Genomic DNA, 23,242 nt, shown 5'->3' with positions numbered 1-23,242 from the left:
GAGAAGTGAATGAAACCGATCAAAGTGGGCCTGTTGGGCATTGGCACTGTGGGCAGCGGCACCTTCAACGTGCTCCAGCGGAACCAGCAAGAAATCCAGCGCCGTGCCGGCCGTGGCATTGAAATCGCCATGGTGGCCGATCTGGATGTGGCGCGTGCCAAGGCGGTGGTGGGTGAGGGCGTTCAGGTGGTGGCCGATGCCCGTGCGGTGATTGCCAACCCCGAGATCGACATCGTGGTCGAGTTGATCGGCGGCTACGGCATTGCCAAAGCCTTGGTCATGGAAGCCATTGCCGCAGGCAAACACGTGGTCACAGCCAACAAAGCCTTGCTGGCCGTGCATGGCACCGAGATTTTTGCAGCTGCTCAAGCCAAAGGCGTCATGGTGGCTTTCGAGGCTGCTGTGGCAGGCGGCATCCCGATCATCAAGGCGCTGCGCGAGGGCTTGACGGCTAACAGCATCCAGTGGGTGGCGGGCATCATCAATGGCACGACCAACTTCATCTTGTCCGAGATGCGCGACAAGGGCTTGGACTTTGGCGTGGTGCTCAAGGAAGCCCAGCGCTTGGGTTATGCCGAAGCCGATCCGACCTTTGACATCGAGGGCGTGGACGCCGCGCACAAAGTGACCCTGATGAGCGCGATTGCGTTTGGCATTCCAGTGCAGTTTGACAAGGCCTATGTCGAAGGCATCACCAAGCTGGGCGCTGCTGACATCAAGTACGCCGAGCAATTGGGCTACCGCATCAAGCTTTTGGGGATCACCAAGCGCACGGCGCAAGGCATTGAGTTGCGTGTGCACCCCAGCTTGGTGCCCACTCAGCGCTTGATTGCGAATGTGGAAGGTGCGATGAACGCTGTGATGGTGCAAGGCGATGCCGTGGGCACGACTTTGTATTACGGCAAAGGCGCAGGCTCTGAGCCCACCGCCAGCGCGGTGATCGCCGATTTGGTGGACATCACCCGTTTGCACACGGCGGACCCGCTCAACCGTGTCCCTCACCTGGCCTTCCAGCCCGGATCCATGAGCAACTTGACTGTGTTGCCCATGTCCGAAGTCGTGACCAGTTATTACTTGCGTTTGCGCGTGGCCGACCAAGCGGGTGTGCTGGCCAAGCTGACCGGCCTGCTGGCCGAGGCCAACATCAGCATCGACGCGGTTTTGCAGCGCGAGGCCGATCAGGTGAGCCAAGCCGGAGAAAACCAGACCGACGTGATCATCTTGACCCACGACACCCGCGAAGGCACCTTGAACGATGTGCTGGCCCAAATGCAGGCCTTGCCCACCGTGATGGCGCCCATCGTTCGCATTCGCAAGGAAGAGTTGAACTGATGCGTTACCTGTCGACCCGTGGTCACGCCGACCGCAAACAGTTTTGTGAAATCTTGCTCGAAGGCCTGGCGCCCGACGGTGGCCTGTACCTGCCCGAAAGCTACCCGCAAATCGACGCAGCGGCGCTGACCCGCATGCGCCAAGTTTGGCAAAGCCAGGGCTATGCGGCTTTGGCTTTTGAGGTGCTGTCGCTTTACATCGACGACATCCCGAGTGATGACTTGTTGGCCTTGTGCCGCAAAACCTACTCGCCTGAAGTGTTCGGTACGAAAGAAATTGTGCCGCTCAAGCCCTTGCAGGCTGATGGCCAAGCCCAGCCCGAGATGTTCCTCGAAGCCTTGTCGAATGGTCCCACTTTGGCATTCAAAGACATGGCCATGCAGTTGCTGGGCAACTTGTTTGAATACGAATTGGCGCGGCGAGGCGAAGCGCTGAACATTTTTGGCGCCACCTCGGGCGACACGGGCAGTGCAGCCGAATACGCCATGCGCGGCAAAAAGGGCGTGCGTGTCTTCATGACCAGCCCGAACGGACGCATGAGCCCGTTCCAGCAAGCGCAGATGTTCAGTCTGCTCGACGAGAACATCCACAACATCGCCATTGAAGGCGTGTTCGACGACTGCCAGGACATCGTCAAGGCGGTGTCCAACGATCTGGATTTCAAGCGGAAATACAAAATCGGTACCGTGAATTCCATCAACTGGGCGCGTTTGCTGGCCCAGGTGGTGTATTACTTTGCAGGTTACTTCCAGGCCACCCAAAGCAATGAGCAAAAGGTCAGCTTCACGGTGCCGAGCGGTAACTTTGGCAATGTGTGTGCAGGCCATGTGGCCCGTATGATGGGCTTGCCCATTGACCGCTTGGTGGTCGCCACCAACGAAAACGATGTGCTCGACGAGTTCTTCCGTACCGGCGTTTACCGTGTGCGCGGCACGGCCGACACGCACGAAACCTCCAGCCCCTCGATGGACATCTCCAAGGCCAGCAACTTCGAGCGTTTTGTGTTCGACCTGCTGGGGCGCGATGCGGTCCAAACCAAAGCCATTTTTGGCGAAGGTCTGAGCCGCCAAGGCTTCTTCGATTTGTCGGGCGACCCACGCTTTGCCCAAGCCGCCACCACCTATGGTTTTGACAGCGGCCGCAGCACCCATGCCGACCGATTGAAGACCATTCAAGATGTCTTTGCCACTTATGGCGTCATGATCGACACCCACACCGCCGACGGCGTGAAGGTGGCCAAAGAGTGCCTGAACCCACGGGTGCCGATGATCGTGCTTGAAACCGCTTTGCCCATCAAGTTCGCGGCCACCATTGTGGAAGCCTTGGGCCGTCAGCCCGAGCGCCCATCGCAGTTTGAAGGCATCGAAGCCTTGCCCAAGCGCGTGCAGGTCATGAAAGCCGATGTGGACGCGGTCAAGGCTTACATCCAGCAGCACTGCGACTGAGCGCCCATGAGCACCGCCCCACGCGCCCCTTTGATGTCCTTGGACGACGCGCTGCAGGCACTGCTCGCACGCATTACCCCTTTGACCGATGCAGAGTCGGTGGCCACCTTCGATGCCGATGGGCGTGTGTTGGCCGAGGACCTGGTGTCCGCCCTGCAGGTGCCAGCCTTTGACAACTCCTCGATGGACGGCTACGCGGTTCGTCGAGATGATTTGTTGCAGCCTGGTGCCAAACTGCGGGTAAGCCAGCGGATTGCCGCCGGTCACACCGGGCAAGCTTTGCAGCCTGGGCAAACCGCCCGCATCTTCACCGGAGCCCCTGTGCCCGAAGGTGCGGACGCCATCGTCATGCAGGAGCAAGCCGAGCCCGTGCCGGGAGAAGAAGATGTCGTGCGCTTTACTGTGGTGCCTGAGCCCGGGCAGTGGATTCGCCGCAGCGGCGAAGACATCCGCCAAGGCCAGACCGCTTTGCACCGTGGCCAAAAGCTGGGACCTGCTGAGCTCGGCCTGGCTGCGAGCCTGGGTCTGGCGCATCTGCCGGTTTTGCGCCGCCCCCGAGTCGCCTTGTTTTCGACGGGCGACGAGTTGGTCATGCCGGGCGATGTATCCCCGCAGGACATGCCCCCGGGCAGCATTTACAACTCCAACCGTTTTTTCCTGCGTACCTTGTTGCACCGCATGGGCTGCGAGGTGAGCGATCTGGGCATCGTGCCCGACCGGCGCGATGCCACCGTCGCTGCGCTCAAAACCGCAGCCGACCACCACGACCTGATCCTGACCAGCGGCGGCGTGTCGGTGGGCGAAGAAGACCACGTCAAACCGGCGGTGCAGTCCTTGGGCGAGTTGAACCTGTGGCAAATTGCCATGAAGCCAGGAAAGCCCTTTGCTTATGGTCAGGTGCGGCGACAGACCGCCGAGGGTGAGGCCCACTTTGTGGGTTTGCCGGGCAATCCTGTGTCCAGTTTCATGACCTTTTTGCTCTTGGTCAGGCCCTTGCTGCGCAAGATGCAGGGCATGAGCACTTCTGCTCCTCACACCCAACGCCTGCCAGCGCATTTTGCGTGGCCCAAGGCCGATAAGCGTCGCGAGTTCTTGCGCGTGCGCCGCAATGCCCAAGGCGGGCTGGACCTGTTTCCCAACCAAAGTTCGGGGGTGTTGACCTCGGTGGTGTGGGCCGATGGGGTGGTGGACAACCCTGGTGGGCAGACGATTGAGCCCGGCCAGTTGGTTGATTTTTGGCCTTTTTCGGAGTGCTTGGCATGAAAGTGCAAGTTCGCTATTTCGCTTCTGTACGTGAAAGCATTGGTCTGTCGAACGAGAGTGTGGAGACCCAGGCGGCCGATGTGGCCGCTTTGCGCAGCGAGCTGATGGCCCGGGGCGAGCACTACAGCGCTTGTCTGGCGCCGGAGCGTTCGGTGCGCATGGCGCTGAACCAGCTCATGGTGCAGGGCAACGCCGCCCTGACCGAGGGCTGCGAGGTCGGCTTTTTTCCACCCGTGACCGGAGGTTGACGCCATGACACCCCGAGTCAGTATCCAGACGAATGACTTTGACGTGTCCACCGAGTTGGCCGCCCTGCAGGGTCAGGACTTGCGGGTCGGGGCCGTGTGCAGCTTTGTGGGCACCGTTCGTGACACCCGTGCGCTGACGGGTCAAGCGAGTGATGAAGTGCAGGCCATGGAACTGGAGCACTACCCGGGCATGACCGAAAAATCGATCGAAGCCATGATCGATGAAGCCCACCAGCGCTTTGATTTTTATGCGGCGCGTGTGGTGCACCGCGTGGGGCGCTTGCTGCCTGCAGACCAGATCGTTTTGGTGGCCGTCACTTCGGCGCACCGGGGCGAGAGCTTCAAAGCCTGCGAATTTTTGATGGACTACCTCAAGACGCAGGCCCCATTCTGGAAGAAAGAACAAACCCCTCAAGGTGCGCAATGGGTGGATGCGCGTGTCTCCGATGATGTGGCCTTGGCGCGTTGGGGTATCCAGGCCCATAACGCCTGACACCGCTTTATTCCTCAAGCACCGTTCCTCAGTGTGCGTAGCGAGGCGGCTCTGAGGTCGACACCGGGCTGGCCTCGGTTGCGATGGCGGGTATCCCCAAAGAACCCCATTCGGCCTTCTCACTGGCTTGGCGAATCAGATGCAACATGCCGTGCACCAAGCTGACTTGCAGGTGCAGCTGGCACGATTTAACTTGGGCCGCATCGGACTTGTCCTCAAATGCCATCTCCAATGCACCACCTGGCTTGATGGTCAAATGGGCGTCGGTGATGAGCAGGGGGTCTGCCCCGAGAGGCCACTGCTTGGCATGGTTATCAAAAGGGGTGGCAAAGTCGGCCTCTTTGAAAAATGCATCGCGCTTGAGTTCTGTCAACAAATGCTGCGCGGGTGCATCGGTGGCTGCCACGCCAGGCTGCGCCGACTCCAAGCGCACGGCCGTTTTTTCGATGGCCGGCAACAATCGCAGCGTCATGCGCCGGGTCAGCCAAAAACGAAATTCCTGCTGGTCCTGGGTGTTCAGGCGCAGCAACAAGCGGTCTTGCCGTTCATCGTGGTGGACAGACAGTTGATGAATGTTCATGTCTTGATTTTAGGCAATAGTGGACAGCGGCAAGGCCCTTGAAAATGGCACTTTCAGCACAAGTTGCCTAGCATTGGAGATCTACACATGCGAATTGACAAACTCACCACGAAATTTCAGGAAGCCTTGTCGGACGTCCAGTCGCTGGCCCTTGGCAAAGACCATGCTTACATTGAACCCCAGCACCTGCTGGTCACCATGCTCAAGCAAGACGACGGCCCCAAAGCCATCTTGCTGCGTGCGGGTGTTCAGGTGCCTGCTTTGCTGCAGGCGGCCGAAGCAGCCGTCTCGCGTTTGCCTCAGGTCAGCGGACAAGACCAAGTCAACGTGGGACCGGATCTGGTCAAGCTTTTGCAGGCGGCAGAAAAAGAGGCCATCAAACGCGGCGACGCCTTCATCGCCGGCGAATTGTTTTTGCTGGCCTTGACCGAGAGCAAGTCCGAGGCGGGGCGCATCGCCAAAGAGCATGGACTGAACCGTAAAAACCTAGAGACCGCCATCGCGGCCGTTCGGGGTGGCCAAAGTGTGAGCAACGCCGATGCCGAAGGCCAGCGCGAGGCGCTCAAAAAGTATTGCATCGACCTGACAGAGCGTGCCCGCATTGGCAAGCTCGATCCGGTGATTGGCCGCGACGACGAGATTCGCCGCGCCATCCAAGTTTTGCAGCGCCGCACCAAAAACAACCCGGTGCTGATCGGTGAGCCCGGTGTGGGCAAGACCGCGATTGTCGAGGGCCTGGCCCAGCGCATCGTGGCGGGCGAGGTGCCCGATTCGCTCAAGGGCAAGCGGGTGCTGTCGCTCGACATGGCCGCTTTGCTCGCCGGGGCCAAGTTCCGTGGCGAGTTTGAAGAGCGCCTGAAAACCGTGCTCAGCGAATTGGCCAAGGACGAAGGCCAGACCATCGTCTTCATCGACGAGTTGCACACCATGGTGGGCGCGGGCAAGGCCGAAGGCGCGATGGACGCGGGCAACATGCTCAAACCTGCACTGGCCCGGGGAGAGCTCCACTGCGTGGGCGCGACCACGCTGGACGAGTACCGTAAATACATCGAAAAAGACGCGGCTTTAGAACGACGTTTTCAGAAAATTTTGGTCAACGAGCCCACGGTGGAGGCTACCATCGCCATCTTGCGTGGCTTGCAAGAAAAGTACGAAATCCACCACGGCGTGGATATCACCGACCCGGCCATTGTGGCGGCGGCCGAGCTCAGCCACCGCTACATCACCGACCGGTTCCTGCCCGACAAAGCCATTGACTTGATCGACGAGGCGGCGGCCAAGATCAAGATCGAGATCGACTCCAAACCCGAGGTGATGGACAAGCTCGACCGCCGTTTGATCCAATTACAAATCGAGCGCGAGGCAGTTCGCAAAGAGAGCGATGAGGCCTCGCAAAAACGCTTTGCCTTGATCGAAGAAGAGATCGTCAAACTGAAAAAAGAAGCGGCCGATTTGGAGGAAATCTGGCGGGCCGAGAAGTCCCAAGCGCAAGGTGGGCAGCAAGTGCGCGAGCAAATCGATCAGATCAAGCAGCAAATCGAGGAGTTCACGCGCAAGGGCGATTTCAACAAAGTGGCCGAGTTGCAGTACGGCAAGCTGCCAGCGCTCGAAAAAACCCTCAAGGAGGTGCAGGCCAAAGAGTCCGCGCCTGGCGAAAAACCCGTGCACCGCTTGCTGCGCACGCAGGTGGGCGCCGAAGAAATTGCCGAGGTCGTGTCCCGCGCCACCGGCATTCCGGTGTCCAAGATGATGCAGGGTGAGCGCGAAAAGCTGCTGCAGATGGAGGACAAACTGCATCAGCGCGTGGTGGGCCAAGACGAAGCCATTGCGGCGGTGGCCAACGCCATCCGTCGTTCGCGCTCGGGCCTGTCCGATCCCAACCGTCCAACGGGTTCGTTCCTCTTTTTGGGCCCCACAGGCGTGGGCAAAACCGAGCTGTGCAAGGCGCTGGCAGGCTTTTTGTTTGACAGCGAAGACCACCTCATCCGCATGGACATGAGCGAGTTCATGGAAAAGCATTCTGTGGCCCGCCTGATCGGTGCGCCGCCGGGCTATGTGGGTTACGAAGAGGGCGGTTACCTGACCGAGGCCGTGCGCCGCAAGCCCTACAGCGTGTTGTTGCTCGACGAGGTGGAAAAAGCCCATCCCGATGTCTTCAACATCTTGCTGCAGGTGCTGGACGATGGCCGCCTGACCGACGGGCAGGGGCGCACGGTGGATTTCAAAAACACGGTGATCGTGATGACCTCCAACTTGGGCTCGCACCTGATCCAGTCCATGGTGGGGCAGCCTGCCGAAGACATCAAAGATGCGGTCTGGGACGAACTCAAGACCCACTTCCGCCCCGAGTTCTTGAACCGCATCGATGAGACCGTGGTCTTCCATGGCCTCGATGCCCAGCACATCGCCGCGATTGCCAAGATCCAGTTGCAGGTCCTGCAAACCCGCTTGGCCCGCATGGACCTGACCTTGAAGGTCAGTCCACCGGCTTTGTCCGAACTGGCCAAGGTGGGTTTTGACCCGGTGTTTGGCGCCAGGCCACTGAAAAGGGCGATCCAGCAACGTCTGGAAAACCCTTTGTCCAAACTGTTGCTGGAAGGGCGTTTCCCGCCCAAGTGCACCATCGAGGTCTCGGTCGACCCGGTTCGTGCCCCGGGGCAGTTCGATTTTCAAGTGGTCGAGCACGCGGCCTGACCCTACAGCCGTGCAAGCCCTGCTTGCACGGCTGTGACAGATGGTTTTTGTGGCCTTGGGCACAATAGGGCATGACTTCAAAAATTGCTGGCCATCTGCTCGTTGAATGCCTTCTGGCCCAAGGCGTTACCCATGCTTTCGGTGTGCCCGGGGAGAGCTATCTGGCGGTGCTGGACGGCTTTCACCTGTACCGCGATCAGCTCACTTTTGTGACCTGCCGCCAAGAGGGTGGGGCAGCCTTTATGGCCGAGGCCCAAGGCAAGCTGACCGGCCGCCCTGGCATCTGTTTTGTGACGCGCGGCCCGGGGGCCACGAATGCTTCGATCGGCGTGCACACTGCGTTCCAGGACTCCACGCCCATGATTTTGTTTGTGGGTGATGTGGCCAGTGACACCCGAGACCGCGAAGCCTTCCAGGAAATGGACTACACCCACTTCTTTGGCCCCTCGACCAAGGGCATGGCCAAACGTGTCGAACGCGTGGATGATCCGGAGCGATTGCCCGAATATGTGGCCCGCGCTTTTGCCACGGCCATGAATGGCCGCCCTGGCCCCGTCGTCTTGGTGTTGCCCGAGGACATGCTGACCCGCCCCGTCAAGGCCCAGGCCTTGGGGCGCGTGGAAGCCGTTCAGGCCTGGAGTGATCCGGGTGCCTTGCGCACCCTGCGCGAGATGCTGTTGGCCGCTCAAAAGCCACTGGTGATTGCAGGCGGAGGAGGCTGGACACCGCAAGCGGCGCAAGCCTTGCAACGTTTTGCCGAAAATTGGCGGCTGCCCGTCACCAATGCTTTCCGGTTTCAGGACACCTTTGACAACCACCACCCCATGTACGCCGGGGATGTGGGCATTGGCATTGGCCCCGCATTGGCCCAGCGCGTGCGAGATGCCGATCTGATTGTGGCCATCGGTCCACGATTGGGTGAAATGACCACCGGGGGCTACACCCTGCTACAAGCGCCTAAAACCCGGCAGAAACTGGTGCACATCCATGCCAGTGCCGAAGAGCTCAACCGTGTTTACCAAGCCGATTTGGCCATCCACGCCACCATGAATGCGGCTGCGCGCAGCCTGGAAGTTTTGAGTGCGCCCACCGAGTTGCCTTGGGCCGAGTGGACACAAGCTTCTCACACCGACTACCTGAACAACCTCAAACCCCAGACCTTGCCCGGTGACATCGACATGCCCGCCATTGTGGCAGCGCTGCAAAAGCATTTGCCTGAAGATGCCGTGCTGACCAATGGTGCGGGCAATTTCGCCAGTTGGATGCACCGTTTTTACAAGCACCACGGACTGGTCAAAGGCCACAAAACCCAATTGGCCCCCACCGTGGGTGCCATGGGTTATGGCGTTCCAGCCGGTATTGCGGCCAATTTGTTGACGGGCCGAGTGGCCTTCACCATTGCGGGTGATGGTGACTTTTTGATGAACGGTCAGGAACTGGCGACAGCAGTTCAGCACGGTGGCAAAAGCATCATTGTTTTGCTGAACAACGGCATGTACGGCACCATCCGCATGCACCAAGAGCGCGAATACCCTGACCATGTGGCGGGCTCGAAGCTGCAAAACCCCGACTTTGCCGCTTTGGCGTCGGCTTATGGGTATGTGGGGGTGCGCATTGATCAGACCCAAGCCTTTGAGCCGGCCCTGTTGGAGGCGCTGGCGCGTCCCCAAGGCACGCTGATTGAGGTCATGTTGGACCCTGAGGTCATCACCACACGCGGCACCCTGAGCGCTATTACCCAGGCCGCTTTGGCCCGGCAAGATGCCCATTGATGGAGTGCGTTGGGTATCAAACCTCACGCGTCTTGATGCCAGATGCACTTCGCCCTTGCTGAGGCCCATAAAAAAACCCGCCGAGGCGGGTTTTTTGTTGAGGCACATGGCCGAGCGACTGAATTACTTCAGGTGCTTACCAATCAAGCCGGCCATTTCGAACATGGTGACTTGTGCCTTGCCAAAAACAGCCTTGAGCTTGTCGTCGGCGTTGATGGCGCGACGGTTCACGCTGTCTTGCAGTTTGTGCTTCTTGATGTAGACCCACATCTTGCTGACCACTTCAGTGCGTGGCAGAGGTGCGGCCCCCACCACGGCTGCAAGAGCTGCGCTGGGGGTCAGTGCCTTCATGAAGGCTGGGTTGGGGGTGCGCTTTTTAGCAGGAGCAGCCTTTTTGGCGGGTGCTTTGGCAGCCACCTTCTTAGCAGGAGCAGCCGCTTTTTTGGCGGGTGCAGCCTTGGTTGCCGGTGCTGCTTTTTTAGCGGGAGCTGCAGCTTTTTTGGCCGGGGTTTTTTTCGCAGTTGCCATGATGAAATTCCTTTGGTCGGAAGTGGGTTCGCCGCTGAGAAACCATGTGTTTACAGCTAGGTGGATGCTAATAGAGAAAGAGGCACTTTCCAAGTGGAAAAATCATTTTTCTCTAGGTGTTGTTGCTGATTTACCCTCTTTGTTGGGCTTTTTTCGGTCTTGCCAACTTTCTTGAGGCCCATTTGGGATCACGAGGAGCTGAGAGGCGCTTTCAAGTTCCGGTTTTTTGGTTTGGTGATGCGTTTGGATGTGGCATTTCATCACTTGTTTTGATTTCCCACATTGCAAAAAAAGCGAAACAATTGATTTTGGATTTCTTTTGAATCATGGATATATTTTTCATATTGAAAAATTGCTTCCATAAGTCATTGTTTTTAAACAAATAAAAATATGTCTTGTATAAGACATAAGATAGAAAATAAGTCTTCTATAAGAGTTAAGATGACGGCATGGACGAAGCAGAAACCGCTGCAACGATCACTTGATTTCAACTTTACTTAAGGAGTCTTCCATGCCAGCCGACATCACTCAACAACTCAGCCGTGAACAGCAAATCGCAGCCCTAGAAAAAGACTGGGCCAACAATCCCCGTTGGAAAGGCGTCAAGCGCGGTTACTCCGCAGCAGACGTGGTGCGTCTGCGCGGCAGCATGCCCATCGAGCACACCTTGGCCAAGCGCGGTGCCGAAAAACTCTGGGAAAAAATCAACGGCGGCGCCAAAAAAGGTTACGTCAATGCCTTCGGTGCGATCTCTGCCGGTCAAGCCATGCAACAAGCCAAAGCTGGCCTGGAAGCCGTGTACCTGTCGGGCTGGCAAGTGGCTGCCGACGGCAACACGTCAGAGACCATGTACCCAGACCAATCGCTCTACGCTTATGACTCGGTGCCCACCATGGTTCGCCGCATCAACAACACCTTCAAGCGCGCCGATGAAATCCAGTGGGGTCGTGGCATTAACCCCGGTGACAAAGAATTCATCGATTACTTCTTGCCCATCGTGGCCGATGCAGAAGCTGGTTTCGGCGGTGTCTTGAACGCCTTTGAATTGATGAAGAACATGATTGCCTCCGGCGCTGCAGGTGTGCACTTCGAAGACCAATTGGCCGCCGTCAAAAAATGCGGTCATATGGGTGGCAAAGTCTTGGTGCCCACTCAAGAAGCTTGCGAGAAATTGATCTCTGCACGTTTTGCTGCTGACGTCATGGGTGTATCCACTATTGTGTTGGCCCGCACAGACGCCGAAGCTGCCAACCTGATCACTTCTGACCACGATGCCAACGACAAGCCTTTCCTGACCGGCGAGCGCACACAAGAAGGCTTCTACCGTGTCAAGAACGGCCTGGAGCAAGCCATCAGCCGCGGTGTGGCTTACGCCCCATACGCCGACTTGGTGTGGTGCGAAACCGGCGTGCCCGACATTGGCTTTGCCCGTGAATTTGCACAAGCCGTGCACGCTGCATGTCCCGGCAAGCTGCTGTCGTACAACTGCTCGCCATCTTTCAACTGGAAGAAAAACCTCAACGACAGCCAGATCGCTTCCTTCCAGGACGACCTGTCGGCTTTGGGTTACAAGTACCAGTTCATCACGCTGGCCGGTATCCACATCAACTGGTTCAACACTTTCCAGTTTGCCCACGCTTACGCCCGCGGCGAAGGTATGAAGCACTACACAGAAATGGTGCAAGAGCCTGAATTCGCAGCCCGCGACAGGGGTTACACCTTCGTGTCGCACCAGCAAGAAGTCGGCGCAGGTTACTTCGACGATGTGACCACCGTGATCCAGGGCGGTTCGTCTTCGGTGAAAGCCTTGACCGGTTCGACCGAAGAAGAGCAGTTCCACTGATCTCTGGCATAGCGCCTGAAAGGGCGCTGGCCTTCAAAAGCCATCCGATGCTGCGGCCTCGGGTGGCTTTTTTATGTGATGGTATGACGGATATCTGGCTTGGTATAGCTGTGCTTTGACACCCTGATGTGAATTGAAGTGGCTGCACTTGGCCTATTTTGCGATGGTCAACGAAGGTCATGCTCAGCGCGTCGCTGCAGATCCACTGGTGAATGGACAAAAAAAACCACCCCGTGGGGTGGTTTTTTGTCGGTGGCGATCAGCAGTCTGTTCAGGCTGCAGAGGCCAAAGCTGCGTTGAAGGTCGCGCTAGGGCACATGATGGCCTTGAGCTTTTCGGGTGAAGGATAGTAATAACCGCCAATGTCCACCGGATGTCCTTGCACTGCATTGAGTTCGGCCACGATGGTCTTTTCCTTGTCGGTCAAGAGTTTCGCCAAAGGCGTGAACTTGGCTTGCAAGGCCAGATCCTCGGTTTGCGCTGCCAATTCCTGCGCCCAGTACATCGCCAGATAAAACTGGCTGCCACGGTTGTCCAATTGACCTGTTTTGGGGGAAGGGTTCTTGTTGTTGTCGAGCAATTTGCCTGTGGCTGCATCGAGTGTTTTGGCCAGGATTTTCGACTGGTTGTTGCTCGTTTTGATGCCCAAGTCTTCCAGTGACACAGCCAGGGCCAGGAATTCACCCAGCGAGTCCCAACGCAGATGGTTTTCCTCGACCAACTGTTGGACGTGTTTGGGGGCGGAGCCACCCGCACCGGTTTCGTACATGCCACCACCAGCCATCAAAGGCACGATGGACAGCATCTTGGCCGAGGTGCCCAGTTCCATGATGGGGAACAGGTCGGTCAGGTAGTCGCGCAGGATGTTGCCCGTGGCGCTGATGGTGTCCAAGCCGCGGATCACGCGCTCCAAGGTGTAACGCATCGCACGCACTTGGCTCATGATCTGGATTTCCAGACCTGCCGTGTTGTGCTCGTGCAGGTACATCTTCACCTTGGTGATCAGTTGGGCTTCGTGGGGACGGTACTGGTCAAGCCAGAACACCACAGGCATGCCGGAGTTGCGTGCACGCGTCACGGCCAGTTTGACCCAGTCGCGGATGGCAGCGTCCTTGACCTGGCACATGCGCCAGATGTCGCCTTCTTCCACGTTTTGGCTCAGCAGCACTTCACCCGTGTTGAGGTCGGTGATGTTGGCCACGCCGTCTTCGGGAATCTCGAAGGTTTTGTCGTGCGAGCCGTACTCCTCAGCCTGTTGGGCCATCAGACCCACGTTGGGCACGGTGCCCATGGTCTTGGGGTCGAAGGCGCCGTGCCACTTGCAGAAGTTGATCATCTCTTGGTAGATGCGGGCGAAGGTCGACTCGGGCATCACGGCCTTGACGTCTTTCAAACGGCCATCGGCGCCCCACATCTTGCCGCCATTGCGGATCATGGCGGGCATGGAGGCGTCCACGATCACGTCGTTGGGCGAGTGGAAGTTGGTGATGCCCTTGGCTGAGTCCACCATGGCCAGCTCAGGGCGGCCTTCGTGGCAAGCGTGCAAGTCACGCTTTATTTCGTCTTGTTTGGACTGGGGCAGGGTGGCAATCTTGTTGTAGAGATCGGCCATGCCATTGTTGACGTTCACGCCCAACTCTTTGAACAAGTCGCCATGTTTGGCGAATGCGTCTTTGTAAAAAATCTTGACACAGTGACCAAAGACGATGGGGTGCGAGACCTTCATCATGGTGGCCTTGACGTGCAGCGAGAACATCACGCCCGTGTTATGCGCGTCCTCAATCTCTTTTTCATAGAACTCGAGCAAAGCTTTTTTGCTCATGAACATGCTGTCGATCACTTCACGGTCAAGCAAAGAGACTTTGGGCTTGAGAATGATGGTTTTGCCGCTCTTGGTGATGAGCTCCATCTTCACGTCACGGGGACGGTCCAGCGTCATGGACTTTTCGCCATGGTAGAAGTCGCCTGCATGCATGTGCGAGACGTGCGAGCGGGAAGCCTGGCTCCATTCGGCCATGCTGTGGGGGTTTTTGCGGGCGAACTCTTTGACGGCGCGAGGGGCACGTCGATCAGAGTTGCCTTCGCGCAGCACCGGGTTCACGGCCGAGCCAATGCACTTGGAATAACGGGCCTTGATGGCTTTTTCCTCGTCATTTTTAGGTGCATCGGGGTAATCGGGCAGGGCATAGCCCTTGCCTTGCAATTCTTTGATGGCGGCAGTCAATTGACCCACCGAGGCGCTGATGTTGGGCAGCTTGATGATGTTGGCTTTGGGGTTGAGCGTGAGCTTGCCCAGTTCGGCCAAGTTGTTGGTCACGCGTTGCTCGGGTGGCAGCAGATCAGAGAATTCACCCAGGATGCGAGCGGCCACGGAGATGTCGCTGGTTTCAACGTCAATGCCAGCGGCTTGTGTGAATGTGCGAATGACAGGCAAAAAAGCCGCAGTGGCCAAGAGGGGGGCTTCATCCGTGAGGGTGTAAATGATTTTGGAGCGGGCGTCTGTCATGGTCATCGTGGTACAGGTTTTTACAAGATGAAAAAGGAATCTCTATCTTAAACCAAGCGCACCCACATGAGCCTGACGACCGTTCTGATGACGGGTTAAAAACAAGCCATGCGGACATCAAGCGTTTCACTTGGTTGGACACAAGGTCCATGACAACCGTTTGTTCCTCATCAAACGGCATGTCAATTGTGGGAAAATGAAAGAGGTTTTTTCTTTTTCATCATCCTGCGCGGTCATTCACCGCGCTTTTGCATTCAATTCCATGGTTCAGATCACGCTTCCCGACGGTTCATTGCGCGAATTTCCCGGCCCGGTCACAGTCGCCGAGGTGGCTTCATCCATCGGCGCAGGCTTGGCCAAGGCGGCCTTGGGTGGCAAGGTGAATGGCCAGTTGGTCGACACCAGCTTCAGCATGACATCGAATGCCCAGCTGGCCATCGTGACGGCCAAAGATCCAGAAGGCTTAGAGCTGATTCGTCACTCCACCGCGCACTTGCTGGCCTATGCGGTCAAGGACTTGTTTCCCGAGGCGCAAGTCACGATCGGCCCTGTGATCGACAACGGCTTCTATTACGACTTCTCTTATAGCCGTCCGTTCACTCCCGAAGACTTGGTCACCATCGAAAAGCGCATGACCGAGCTGTCCAACAAAGACGAAGCAGTGGTCCGCCGCGTTTTGCCACGAGACGAGGCTGTCACCTATTTCAAGGGTTTGGGCGAACACTACAAGGCCGAAATCATCGCCAGCATCCCGGCAGACCAAGACGTGAGTCTCTACCGTGAAGGCAACTTCGAGGACTTGTGCCGTGGCCCCCACGTGCCCAGCACCGGCAAGCTCAAGCATTTCAAGCTGATGAAGGTCGCGGGCGCTTACTGGCGGGGTGACAGCAAAAACGAAATGCTGCAGCGTGTTTATGGCACGGCCTGGGCCAGCAAGGACGATCTGCAGCAGTACCTGACACGCCTGGAAGAAGCGGAAAAGCGCGATCACCGCAAGCTGGGCCGAGAACTCGACCTGTTCCACATTGACGAGCATGCGCCGGGACTGGTGTTCTGGCACCCCAAAGGCTGGACCGTTTGGCAAACCATCGAGCAATACATGCGTCAGGTTTACCGTGACAACGGTTATCAAGAGGTCAAAGGCCCTCAGATCATCGACAAGAGCTTGTGGGAAAAAACGGGTCACTGGGACAAGTACCGTGACAACATGTTCACCACCGAGTCGGAAAAGCGCGATTACGCCCTCAAGCCGATGAACTGCCCGGGCCACATCCTGATCTTCAAGCAGGGCATCAAGAGCTACCGCGACCTGCCACTGCGCTACGGCGAGTTCGGTCAGTGCCACCGCAACGAGCCCTCGGGCGGCTTGCACGGCATCATGCGGGTGCGCGGTTTCACGCAGGACGACGGCCACATTTTCTGTACCGAAGACCAGATCCTGCCCGAATGCGACACCTTCACCAAGGTGCTCAAGAAGGTTTACGCCGATTTTGGCTTCACCAACATTCTCTACAAAGTGTCTACACGCCCTGCAGCCCGCATCGGCTCAGATGATTTGTGGGACAAGGCCGAAAAAGCTTTGATGGACAGCTTGACAGCATCGGGTTGCGAATATGTCATTTCTGAAGGCGACGGCGCTTTCTACGGCCCCAAGATCGAATACACGCTCAAGGACGCCATCGGCCGCGAATGGCAGTGCGGCACGATCCAGGTGGACTTCAACCTGTCCGAGCGTCTGGATGCCGAATACACCGCCGAGGACGGCAGCCGTCAACGTCCTGTGATCCTGCACCGCGCCATTGTGGGCAGCATGGAGCGATTCATCGGGATTTTGGTTGAGCAGCATGCGGGCGCCTTGCCCACATGGCTGGCACCGCTGCAAGTGTCTGTGCTGAACATCACGGATGCTCAGGCCGATTACTGTCGTGAAATCGCTGCAAAACTGCAAAAATCGGTGTCAAATCAAGGCCTTAGGGTCGATTTGGACCTGCGTAACGAGAAAATCACGTATAAAATACGGGAGCATTCGTTGCAAAAGCTGCCTTACATCCTTGTCGCTGGCGACAAAGAAAAGGCAGCAGGTACCGTCGCAGTGCGCGCCCGAGGCAACAAAGACCTCGGTGTGATGTCGATCGATGCGTTCATAGAACTCATTGCTGCCGACATTGCTTCTAAAGCCTGAAGGTGTTTTTCGCCACAAGCTTTGGCCCGTGGGCACAAAGATGGATAGGCTGCTTGTTGCAGTTTTGTTCCGTAAAGGATTGAGTCATCGCTACCGAATTTCGTGATCGTCGCCAACGCGAAGAACGTAAACACCGTTTGAACCGTGAAATCATGGCCCCTGAGGTCCGTGTTTCCGGGCCTGAAAATGAGCCCATGGGCATTTTGTCCCTGGCCGAAGCCTTGCGCTTGGCGGGTGAGATGGATGTGGACCTGGTCGAAATTGCCGCAACCGCCATTCCGCCGGTGTGCCGTTTGATGGACTACGGCAAGTTCAAATACCAGGAGCAAAAGCGTGCGGCGGAAGCCAAAGCCAAGCAAACGGTCATTGACATCAAGGAAGTCAAGTTCCGCCCCGGCACGGACGATGGTGACTACAACATCAAGATGCGCAACATCCGCCGGTTTTTGGCCGATGGAGACAAGTGCAAGATCACTTTGCGTTTCCGTGGTCGTGAAATCACGCACCAGGAACTCGGTTTGGACTTGCTCAACCGCATTCGCGATGAGCTGGCAGACTCGATCATTGTGGAGCAGTTTCCGAAGTTGGAAGGCCGCCAGATGATCATGATGATCGCGCCTGGTCGTAAAAAGCCGGTGGCGGGTGGCAAGGCTTCTGACGCGTCGGTGCCTGCGGAATCGGCTTGACAAAGAATTTGACCGGCTTTCGGGCTGGTTGAGTCAAAAGCTGCCTTTGGGCAGCTTTTGTTAAAAGTGGCTCGGGGCCAACAAGGCTGCAAATTTTTTGCAGACGCCTCACGAGCACAATTAAAGGAGCATGAATATGCCCAAGATGAAGACCAAAAGCAGTGCTAAAAAGCGCTTCCGTGTTCGTCCCGGTGGAACCGTTAAACGCGGCCAAGCCTTCAAACGTCACATCCTGACCAAGAAGACCACCAAAAACAAGCGTCACCTTCGCGGTTCCGTGTCTGTGCATGAGACCAATATGGGTCACATGGCGCAGATGCTGCCGATGGCTGGCCTGTAATCACTGACGAACAAGGAGAAAAACTATGCCTCGCGTTAAACGTGGTGTAACGGCACGCGCCCGTCACAAGAAAGTCCTGGCCCTTGCAAAAGGTTTCCGCGGTCGCCGCGGCAATGTCTTCCGCATCGCCAAACAGGCGGTGATGAAGGCCGGCCAATACGCCTACCGTGACCGCCGCACCAAAAAGCGTGTGTTCCGTCAGTTGTGGATTGCCCGTATCAACGCCGCTGCGCGTGAATGCGGTCTGACCTACAGCCAGTTCGCCAACGGCCTGAAAAAGGCTGCTATCGAAATCGACCGTAAGATGCTGGCGGACATCGCCGTGCACGACAAGGCCGCTTTTGCTGGCATCGTGAACCAAGTCAAAGCCAAACTGGCCGCAGCTTGAGTCCATGAGTGACATGGGCCTCCGGGTCTGTGCCACGCACTCGATCAAAGGGATTGAGGCTCGCAAAAGCTTCAATCCCTTTTTTGTTCTTTCTCACACAGATCAACGATCTCCCACACCATGAACGAGCTGGACACCCTGGTCGAATCCGCCCGCCAGAGTTTTGTGCAGGCACTGACACCTGCTGACCTCGAAAACGCCAAGGCCCAGTTTTTGGGCAAAGCCGGTCGCATCACCGAGTTGATGAAGGGCATGGCCGCTCTGAGCGTGGAAGACAAAAAAACCCGAGGCGCCGCCATCAACATCGCCAAGCAGGCGATCGAGGCCGCTTTGAACGACCGCCGCCAGGCCCTGGCCGACGCCGAGTTGCAAGCCCAACTCAAAGCCGAGGCGCTGGATGTGACGCTGCCTGGGCGCCGCGCCAATGTGGGCGGTTTGCACCCCGTCTCGCTCACGCTTGAGCGGGTTGAAAACATTTTTGGCTCCATGGGCTTTGAAGTGGCCCAGGGCCCTGAGATCGAGACCGACTGGTTCAATTTCACCGCGCTCAACACGCCCGAAGATCACCCAGCCCGCTCCATGCACGACACCTTCTACGTCGAAGGCGGTCATTTGCTGCGCACACACACCAGTCCCATGCAAATCCGCCATGCGGTGCAGCACGTCAAGCGCTACAAAAAACAACTCGATGCGGGCCAAGGCATGCCCGAGATCCGCGTCATCGCGCCGGGCCGTACCTACCGCGTCGATTCCGATGCCACCCACTCACCCATGTTCCACCAGTGCGAAGGCCTGTGGATTGGTGAGAACGTGAGCTTCAAAGACCTGAAGGTGGTGGTCACCGATTTCTGCCGCACCTTCTTCGAAAGCGACGACCTGGTGCTGCGTTTCCGTCCCAGCTTTTTCCCCTTCACTGAACCCAGCGCCGAGATCGACATCCAGTTCCAAAGCGGCCCCTTGGCCGGTCGCTGGCTCGAAGTGGGCGGCTCCGGTCAAGTGCACCCGAATGTGGTGCGTAACATGGGCTTGGACCCCGAGCAGTTCATTGGTTTTGCCTTTGGCATGGGCATGGACCGCTTCACCATGCTGCGCTATGGCGTGAACGACCTGCGCCTCTTCTTTGACGGCGATGTGCGCTTTCTGAGCCAGTTCCAGTAATTCCTCCCAAGTCCGACACACGAGACACGAGTCATGCAATTTCCTGAATCCTGGTTGCGCGAGTTCTGCAACCCGCCCCTGACGACCCAGCAACTGGCCGACACCTTGACCATGGCGGGTCTTGAAGTGGAAGAGCTCGAGCCTGTGGCTCCGCCGTTCACCAAAATCGTGGTCGGTGAAATCAAGGAAGCCGTTCAGCACCCCAACGCCGACCGCTTGCGCGTGTGCCAGGTCGATGTGGGGCAGGGCGCCTTGCTGAACATTGTGTGTGGTGCGCCCAACGCCCGCGTGGGCATCCGTGTGCCTTGCGCCATGGTGGGGGCTGAATTGCCGCCTGGTGAAGACGGCAAACCTTTCCTGATCAAAGTCGGCAAGCTGCGCGGCGTGGAAAGCCAAGGCATGCTGTGCTCGGCCAAAGAGCTGCAGATCGCCGACGACCATGGCGGTCTGCTGGAGTTGCCCGCTGATGCGCCTTTGGGTCAGGATATTCGCCAGTACCTGTATCTGGACGACACCCTGATGACGCTGAAGCTGACGCCCAATTTGGCGCATTGCTTGAGCGTCTACGGCATCGCCCGCGAAGTGTCGGCCCTGACAGGCGCACCTTTGAAGGCACCGACTTTTCCGTCAGTGACCACGCAGATCGGCGACAAGCTGGCTGTAAAAGTGCACGCGACGGACCTGTGCGGCCGCTTCAGCGGTCGTGTAGTCAAAGGCGTGAACACCCAAGCTCAGACCCCGCAGTGGATGGTGGATCGATTGGCACGGTGTGGCCAGCGCAGCGTGAGCCCGCTGGTGGACATCTCCAACTACGTGATGTTCGAGTTCGGTCGTCCTTCGCACATTTTTGACCTCGACAAAATCCGCGGCGGTCTGCAGGTGCGCTGGGGCCAAGCGGGTGAGTCGCTCAAGTTGCTCAACGGCAACACCGTGACCGTGGACGACAAGGTCGGTGTGATCGCCGACGACAGCCAAGTCGAGTCGCTGGCGGGCATCATGGGCGGCGACGCCACCGCCGTGTCCGATGACACGCAAAACATCTACATCGAAGCCGCGTTCTGGTGGCCCGCAGCCATCGCGGGCCGCTCGCGCCGATACAACTTCTCTACCGATGCGGGTCACAGATTCGAACGTGGTGTGGACCCTCAGCTGACGGTGGAGCACATCGAGCGCATCACCCAGCTGGTGCTCGACATTTGCGGCACGCCCCAGACGCAGGTGGGCCCCATCGACGACCAGACGCTGAACATTCCAGCCATCCAACCCGTCACGCTGCGCGTGGCCCGTGCGGTCAAGGTGATTGGTATGCCGCTGACGCAGCAGCAATGCGCTGACGCTTTGCGCGGTCTGGGTTTGCAGGTCACAGAAGCCGCAGGCACCGTCACCGTGACGCCGCCGAGCTTCCGTTTTGATTTGCAGATCGAAGAAGACCTGATCGAGGAAGTGGCCCGCATGGTGGGCTACAACAACCTGCCCACGAACCCACCGCTGGCCCCCATCACCGCCAAGGTGCGCCCAGAGACCGAGCGCAGCCCTTCGGCCGTGCGCCGCGCCATTGCCGCTTTGGGTTACCAGGAAACCATCAACTACAGCTTTGTCGAAGAAGCTTGGGAAAAGGACTTGGCAGGTAACGCCAACCCGATCCGACTGCTCAACCCCATCGCCAGCCAGATGAGTGTGATGCGCTCGAGCCTGATCGGCTCGCTGCTGCAGGTCGTCAAGTTCAACGCCGACCGCAAGGCCGATCGCGTGCGGGTGTTCGAGTTGGGCCGCGTGTTTCTGCGTGATGCGAGCGTGGCCGACAGCGACGCCACGGTGCAAGGGTTTGACCAGCCCATGAAAGTCTCAGGCATGGCCTGGGGCCCCTTGGAGCCCTTGAGCTGGACAGGCAAGTCGCGTCTGGTGGATTTCTTCGATGTCAAAGCCGATGTCGAACGCTTGCTGGCCCCGGCCCAGGCCGAATTTGTGGTCTCCGAGCACCCCGCCTTGCACCCCGGCCGCTCGGCCCAAGTGCTGCTGAATGGCCTTGTGATTGGTCATGTGGGTGAGTTGCACCCACGCTGGCGTCAGGCTTGGGACTTGCCGCATGCGCCTGTGGTGTTCGAGCTGGACCTCGAAGCGGTCATCCAGCGCAGCGTGCCTGTGGCCCAACCCGTGGCCAAGATGCAAGCGGTGGAGCGCGACATCGCCGTGATCGTGCGCGAGCAGATCACACATGCCCAGCTGATGCAGGCCATCCACAGCGCCCCGACTCAGGGTTTGCTGCGCCATGCGGTGCTGTTCGATGTCTACCGTCCCAAGGCGGAAGCTTCGGGCGGTTTGGCCGTGGGCGAGAAAAGTCTGGCGGTGCGTTTGAGCCTGCACAGCGACGAGGCCACTTTGACCGATGCCCAGATCGAAACCGCCATGAGCGCTGTCATGGCCAGCCTGTCAGCGCAAGTGGCTGCACGGCTGCGTGCTTGAGTACGTGTGATGCAAATCAGTTTTGAATCCCTTGAAACCCCGGCCCTGACCAAGGCGCATCTGGCCGACTTGCTGTTCGAGCAAATTGGTTTGAACAAGCGCGAGTCCAAGGACATGGTCGACGCGTTTTTTGACCTGATGGTGGACAGCTTGATTGCAGGAGACGATGTGAAAATATCAGGCTTCGGCAATTTTCAGATCCGCACCAAAGCCGCCCGTCCTGGGCGCAACCCGCGCACCGGAGAATTGATCCCCATTGATGCACGTCGTGTCGCGACCTTCCATGCCAGCCATAAACTCAAGGCCTTGATCCAGGGCGATGCCGTTGACGACGAAGGTGTGGAGACGGTGGGCCGCTGAATCATTTTTGATCGGAGTGCCCATGTTGTTCAAGTTCAAATCCCAAGTCACCAGCGACCTCATCATGCTGGAGGCCGATGCCCGCAGGCTGCTGCACATCATGTTGGGTCACGACCCTGACAAAGGCATCATTTTGGTGAAGGACCTGCCTGCGGCCATCGCCAAGCTGGAGTCGGCTGTGGCCCAAGATGAAGCTGCCCGTTTGCAGCGCAGTCAAGCGGCGCAAAAAGCCCTCATGCCCGCTGACACTGCTCAGGACACCACGGGTGAGGCTCTAGATCCAGTGCGGCTTGCGCAACGGGCCAGCCCCATGCTCAAACTCCTCAAGCACTGCGTGGCCGACCCCTCCGACATGGTTTGGGGCGTGTAACGTTCAACCGGGCCGTTTGCTGAAGACGGTGCCGCCGAGTTTGAAGCCGGGCTTGATCTGCCGTTTGGCGAACCAGCCTTGGTTCATTTCCAGCACAAAACGAACGGGCTTGCTGGAGCAGTGCGAATCGTCTTTCTGTGGCTGCATGTCAGCCAGATTCACGATGGTGCCATCGTCCTCCACAAACGCAGCGGTCAAGGGAATCAGGGTGTTGCGCATCCAAAAGCATTGAACCGTGGCTTGTTCGAACACAAACAACATGCCCTCGTGCTGCGGCATTTCCTTGCGCCACATCAGACCGATTTGGCGCTGATCTGGGGTCTGGGCCAATTGAACATCCAGGCGGTGCATGCCAGCCGTCAATTGGGTGCGTGCCAGGTCCAGTTGGGGTGCGGGGGTGGATTGGGCCGATGCCAACGATCCGGCCATCAGCAGGCCGACGCTCATCCACAGCGCAGTCATGCGCTTGCTTAACAATCGGGCAGGGCGGTGTGAAGGGTAAGGTAGCGCTAAAAAGAGGGTGATCATGGTGTGGGGGCGGGTAGGAAAAAATCAGGCCCAAGGATACCGCCTGGCCAGGGTGTTGACGCA

20 protein-coding genes are annotated in these 23,242 nt (G+C 58.1%); 16 read left to right on the top strand and 4 right to left on the bottom strand.

What is annotated here, in order from left to right; translation table 11 throughout:
* Positions 1–9: 9 nt before the first annotated feature.
* From L63ED372_RS07570 to L63ED372_RS07550, 5 genes are read left to right on the top strand one after another with little or no spacing between them, the layout of a single operon-like run.
* On the top strand, positions 10–1,332 hold the full coding sequence (locus L63ED372_RS07570) for a homoserine dehydrogenase (protein ID WP_062404972.1): 1,323 nt from the start codon (positions 10–12) through the stop codon (positions 1,330–1,332).
* Positions 1,332–2,777 carry a threonine synthase gene (gene thrC / locus L63ED372_RS07565; RefSeq protein WP_062404970.1) on the top strand — a complete coding sequence of 482 codons (1,446 nt, stop codon included), beginning with the start codon at positions 1,332–1,334 and terminating at the stop codon, positions 2,775–2,777. Before L63ED372_RS07570 ends, thrC begins: the two co-directional genes overlap by 1 nt.
* Positions 2,778–2,783: 6 nt before the next feature.
* Complete coding sequence (locus tag L63ED372_RS07560) at positions 2,784–4,040, top strand: molybdopterin molybdotransferase MoeA (RefSeq protein WP_062404968.1); 1,257 nt, start codon at positions 2,784–2,786, stop codon at positions 4,038–4,040.
* Complete coding sequence (gene moaD / locus L63ED372_RS07555) at positions 4,037–4,288, top strand: molybdopterin converting factor subunit 1 (RefSeq protein WP_062404966.1); 252 nt, start codon at positions 4,037–4,039, stop codon at positions 4,286–4,288. Before L63ED372_RS07560 ends, moaD begins: the two co-directional genes overlap by 4 nt.
* 4 nt (positions 4,289–4,292) lie before the next feature.
* Positions 4,293–4,781 (top strand): molybdenum cofactor biosynthesis protein MoaE, encoded by a 489-nt coding sequence (locus L63ED372_RS07550; RefSeq protein ID WP_062404964.1) that lies wholly within the window; start codon positions 4,293–4,295, stop codon positions 4,779–4,781.
* Between the two features lie 28 nt (positions 4,782–4,809).
* Here L63ED372_RS07550 and L63ED372_RS07545 read toward each other — a convergent pair whose 3' ends face one another.
* Positions 4,810–5,361, bottom strand: coding sequence for a hypothetical protein (locus L63ED372_RS07545; protein ID WP_062404961.1), 552 nt, complete (start codon positions 5,359–5,361; stop codon positions 4,810–4,812).
* An 87-nt stretch (positions 5,362–5,448) separates the two neighbouring features.
* Between L63ED372_RS07545 and clpB the strand changes: the two genes are divergently transcribed.
* The gene (clpB, locus tag L63ED372_RS07540; RefSeq protein ID WP_062404959.1) at positions 5,449–8,055 is read left to right on the top strand and encodes an ATP-dependent chaperone ClpB; all 2,607 of its coding nucleotides are present in this window, start codon (positions 5,449–5,451) and stop codon (positions 8,053–8,055) included.
* Positions 8,056–8,126: 71 nt separating this feature from the next.
* Positions 8,127–9,827 (top strand): thiamine pyrophosphate-binding protein, encoded by a 1,701-nt coding sequence (locus L63ED372_RS07535; protein WP_062404958.1) that lies wholly within the window; start codon positions 8,127–8,129, stop codon positions 9,825–9,827.
* Between the two features lie 123 nt (positions 9,828–9,950).
* On the opposite strand, the gene L63ED372_RS07530 is transcribed toward L63ED372_RS07535, so the two are convergent.
* On the bottom strand, positions 9,951–10,355 hold the full coding sequence (locus tag L63ED372_RS07530) for an SWIB/MDM2 domain-containing protein (protein ID WP_062404956.1): 405 nt from the start codon (positions 10,353–10,355) through the stop codon (positions 9,951–9,953).
* Positions 10,356–10,866: 511 nt separating this feature from the next.
* On the opposite strand from L63ED372_RS07530, the gene aceA reads away from it, so the two are divergent.
* Positions 10,867–12,198 carry an isocitrate lyase gene (gene aceA / locus L63ED372_RS07525; protein ID WP_062404954.1) on the top strand — a complete coding sequence of 444 codons (1,332 nt, stop codon included), beginning with the start codon at positions 10,867–10,869 and terminating at the stop codon, positions 12,196–12,198.
* Between the two features lie 271 nt (positions 12,199–12,469).
* Here the strand turns inward: aceA and L63ED372_RS07520 are convergent, their stop codons facing one another.
* On the bottom strand, positions 12,470–14,704 hold the full coding sequence (locus L63ED372_RS07520) for an NADP-dependent isocitrate dehydrogenase (protein ID WP_062407794.1): 2,235 nt from the start codon (positions 14,702–14,704) through the stop codon (positions 12,470–12,472).
* Positions 14,705–14,966: 262 nt separating this feature from the next.
* On the opposite strand from L63ED372_RS07520, the gene thrS reads away from it, so the two are divergent.
* From thrS to L63ED372_RS07480, 8 genes are all read left to right on the top strand, one after another.
* Positions 14,967–16,886 carry a threonine--tRNA ligase gene (thrS, locus tag L63ED372_RS07515; RefSeq protein WP_062407792.1) on the top strand — a complete coding sequence of 640 codons (1,920 nt, stop codon included), beginning with the start codon at positions 14,967–14,969 and terminating at the stop codon, positions 16,884–16,886.
* A gap of 152 nt (positions 16,887–17,038) precedes the next feature.
* The gene (gene infC / locus L63ED372_RS07510; RefSeq protein WP_062404952.1) at positions 17,039–17,572 is read left to right on the top strand and encodes a translation initiation factor IF-3; all 534 of its coding nucleotides are present in this window, start codon (positions 17,039–17,041) and stop codon (positions 17,570–17,572) included.
* 136 nt (positions 17,573–17,708) lie between these two features.
* The gene (gene rpmI, locus L63ED372_RS07505; protein WP_062407790.1) at positions 17,709–17,912 is read left to right on the top strand and encodes a 50S ribosomal protein L35; all 204 of its coding nucleotides are present in this window, start codon (positions 17,709–17,711) and stop codon (positions 17,910–17,912) included.
* A 25-nt stretch (positions 17,913–17,937) separates the two neighbouring features.
* Entirely contained in the window at positions 17,938–18,300 is a 363-nt protein-coding gene (rplT, locus tag L63ED372_RS07500; protein WP_026036460.1) for a 50S ribosomal protein L20, read from the top strand.
* A gap of 120 nt (positions 18,301–18,420) precedes the next feature.
* Positions 18,421–19,458, top strand: coding sequence for a phenylalanine--tRNA ligase subunit alpha (gene pheS, locus L63ED372_RS07495; RefSeq protein ID WP_062404950.1), 1,038 nt, complete (start codon positions 18,421–18,423; stop codon positions 19,456–19,458).
* Between the two features lie 33 nt (positions 19,459–19,491).
* Positions 19,492–21,921 (top strand): phenylalanine--tRNA ligase subunit beta, encoded by a 2,430-nt coding sequence (pheT, locus tag L63ED372_RS07490; protein WP_062404948.1) that lies wholly within the window; start codon positions 19,492–19,494, stop codon positions 21,919–21,921.
* A 9-nt stretch (positions 21,922–21,930) separates the two neighbouring features.
* Complete coding sequence (locus L63ED372_RS07485) at positions 21,931–22,281, top strand: integration host factor subunit alpha (protein WP_062404946.1); 351 nt, start codon at positions 21,931–21,933, stop codon at positions 22,279–22,281.
* A gap of 22 nt (positions 22,282–22,303) precedes the next feature.
* Positions 22,304–22,651 carry a DUF1840 domain-containing protein gene (locus tag L63ED372_RS07480; RefSeq protein WP_062404944.1) on the top strand — a complete coding sequence of 116 codons (348 nt, stop codon included), beginning with the start codon at positions 22,304–22,306 and terminating at the stop codon, positions 22,649–22,651.
* A gap of 3 nt (positions 22,652–22,654) precedes the next feature.
* Here L63ED372_RS07480 and L63ED372_RS07475 read toward each other — a convergent pair whose 3' ends face one another.
* Positions 22,655–23,113 (bottom strand): DUF192 domain-containing protein, encoded by a 459-nt coding sequence (locus tag L63ED372_RS07475; protein WP_062404942.1) that lies wholly within the window; start codon positions 23,111–23,113, stop codon positions 22,655–22,657.
* Positions 23,114–23,242 lie beyond the last annotated feature (129 nt).

It is taken from the genome of Limnohabitans sp. 63ED37-2, assembly GCF_001412535.1.
GTDB lineage: Bacteria > Pseudomonadota > Gammaproteobacteria > Burkholderiales > Burkholderiaceae_C > Limnohabitans_A.
Note: the sequence above shows the minus strand (reverse complement) of the source record. Positions and strands in the feature narration are given on the sequence as shown.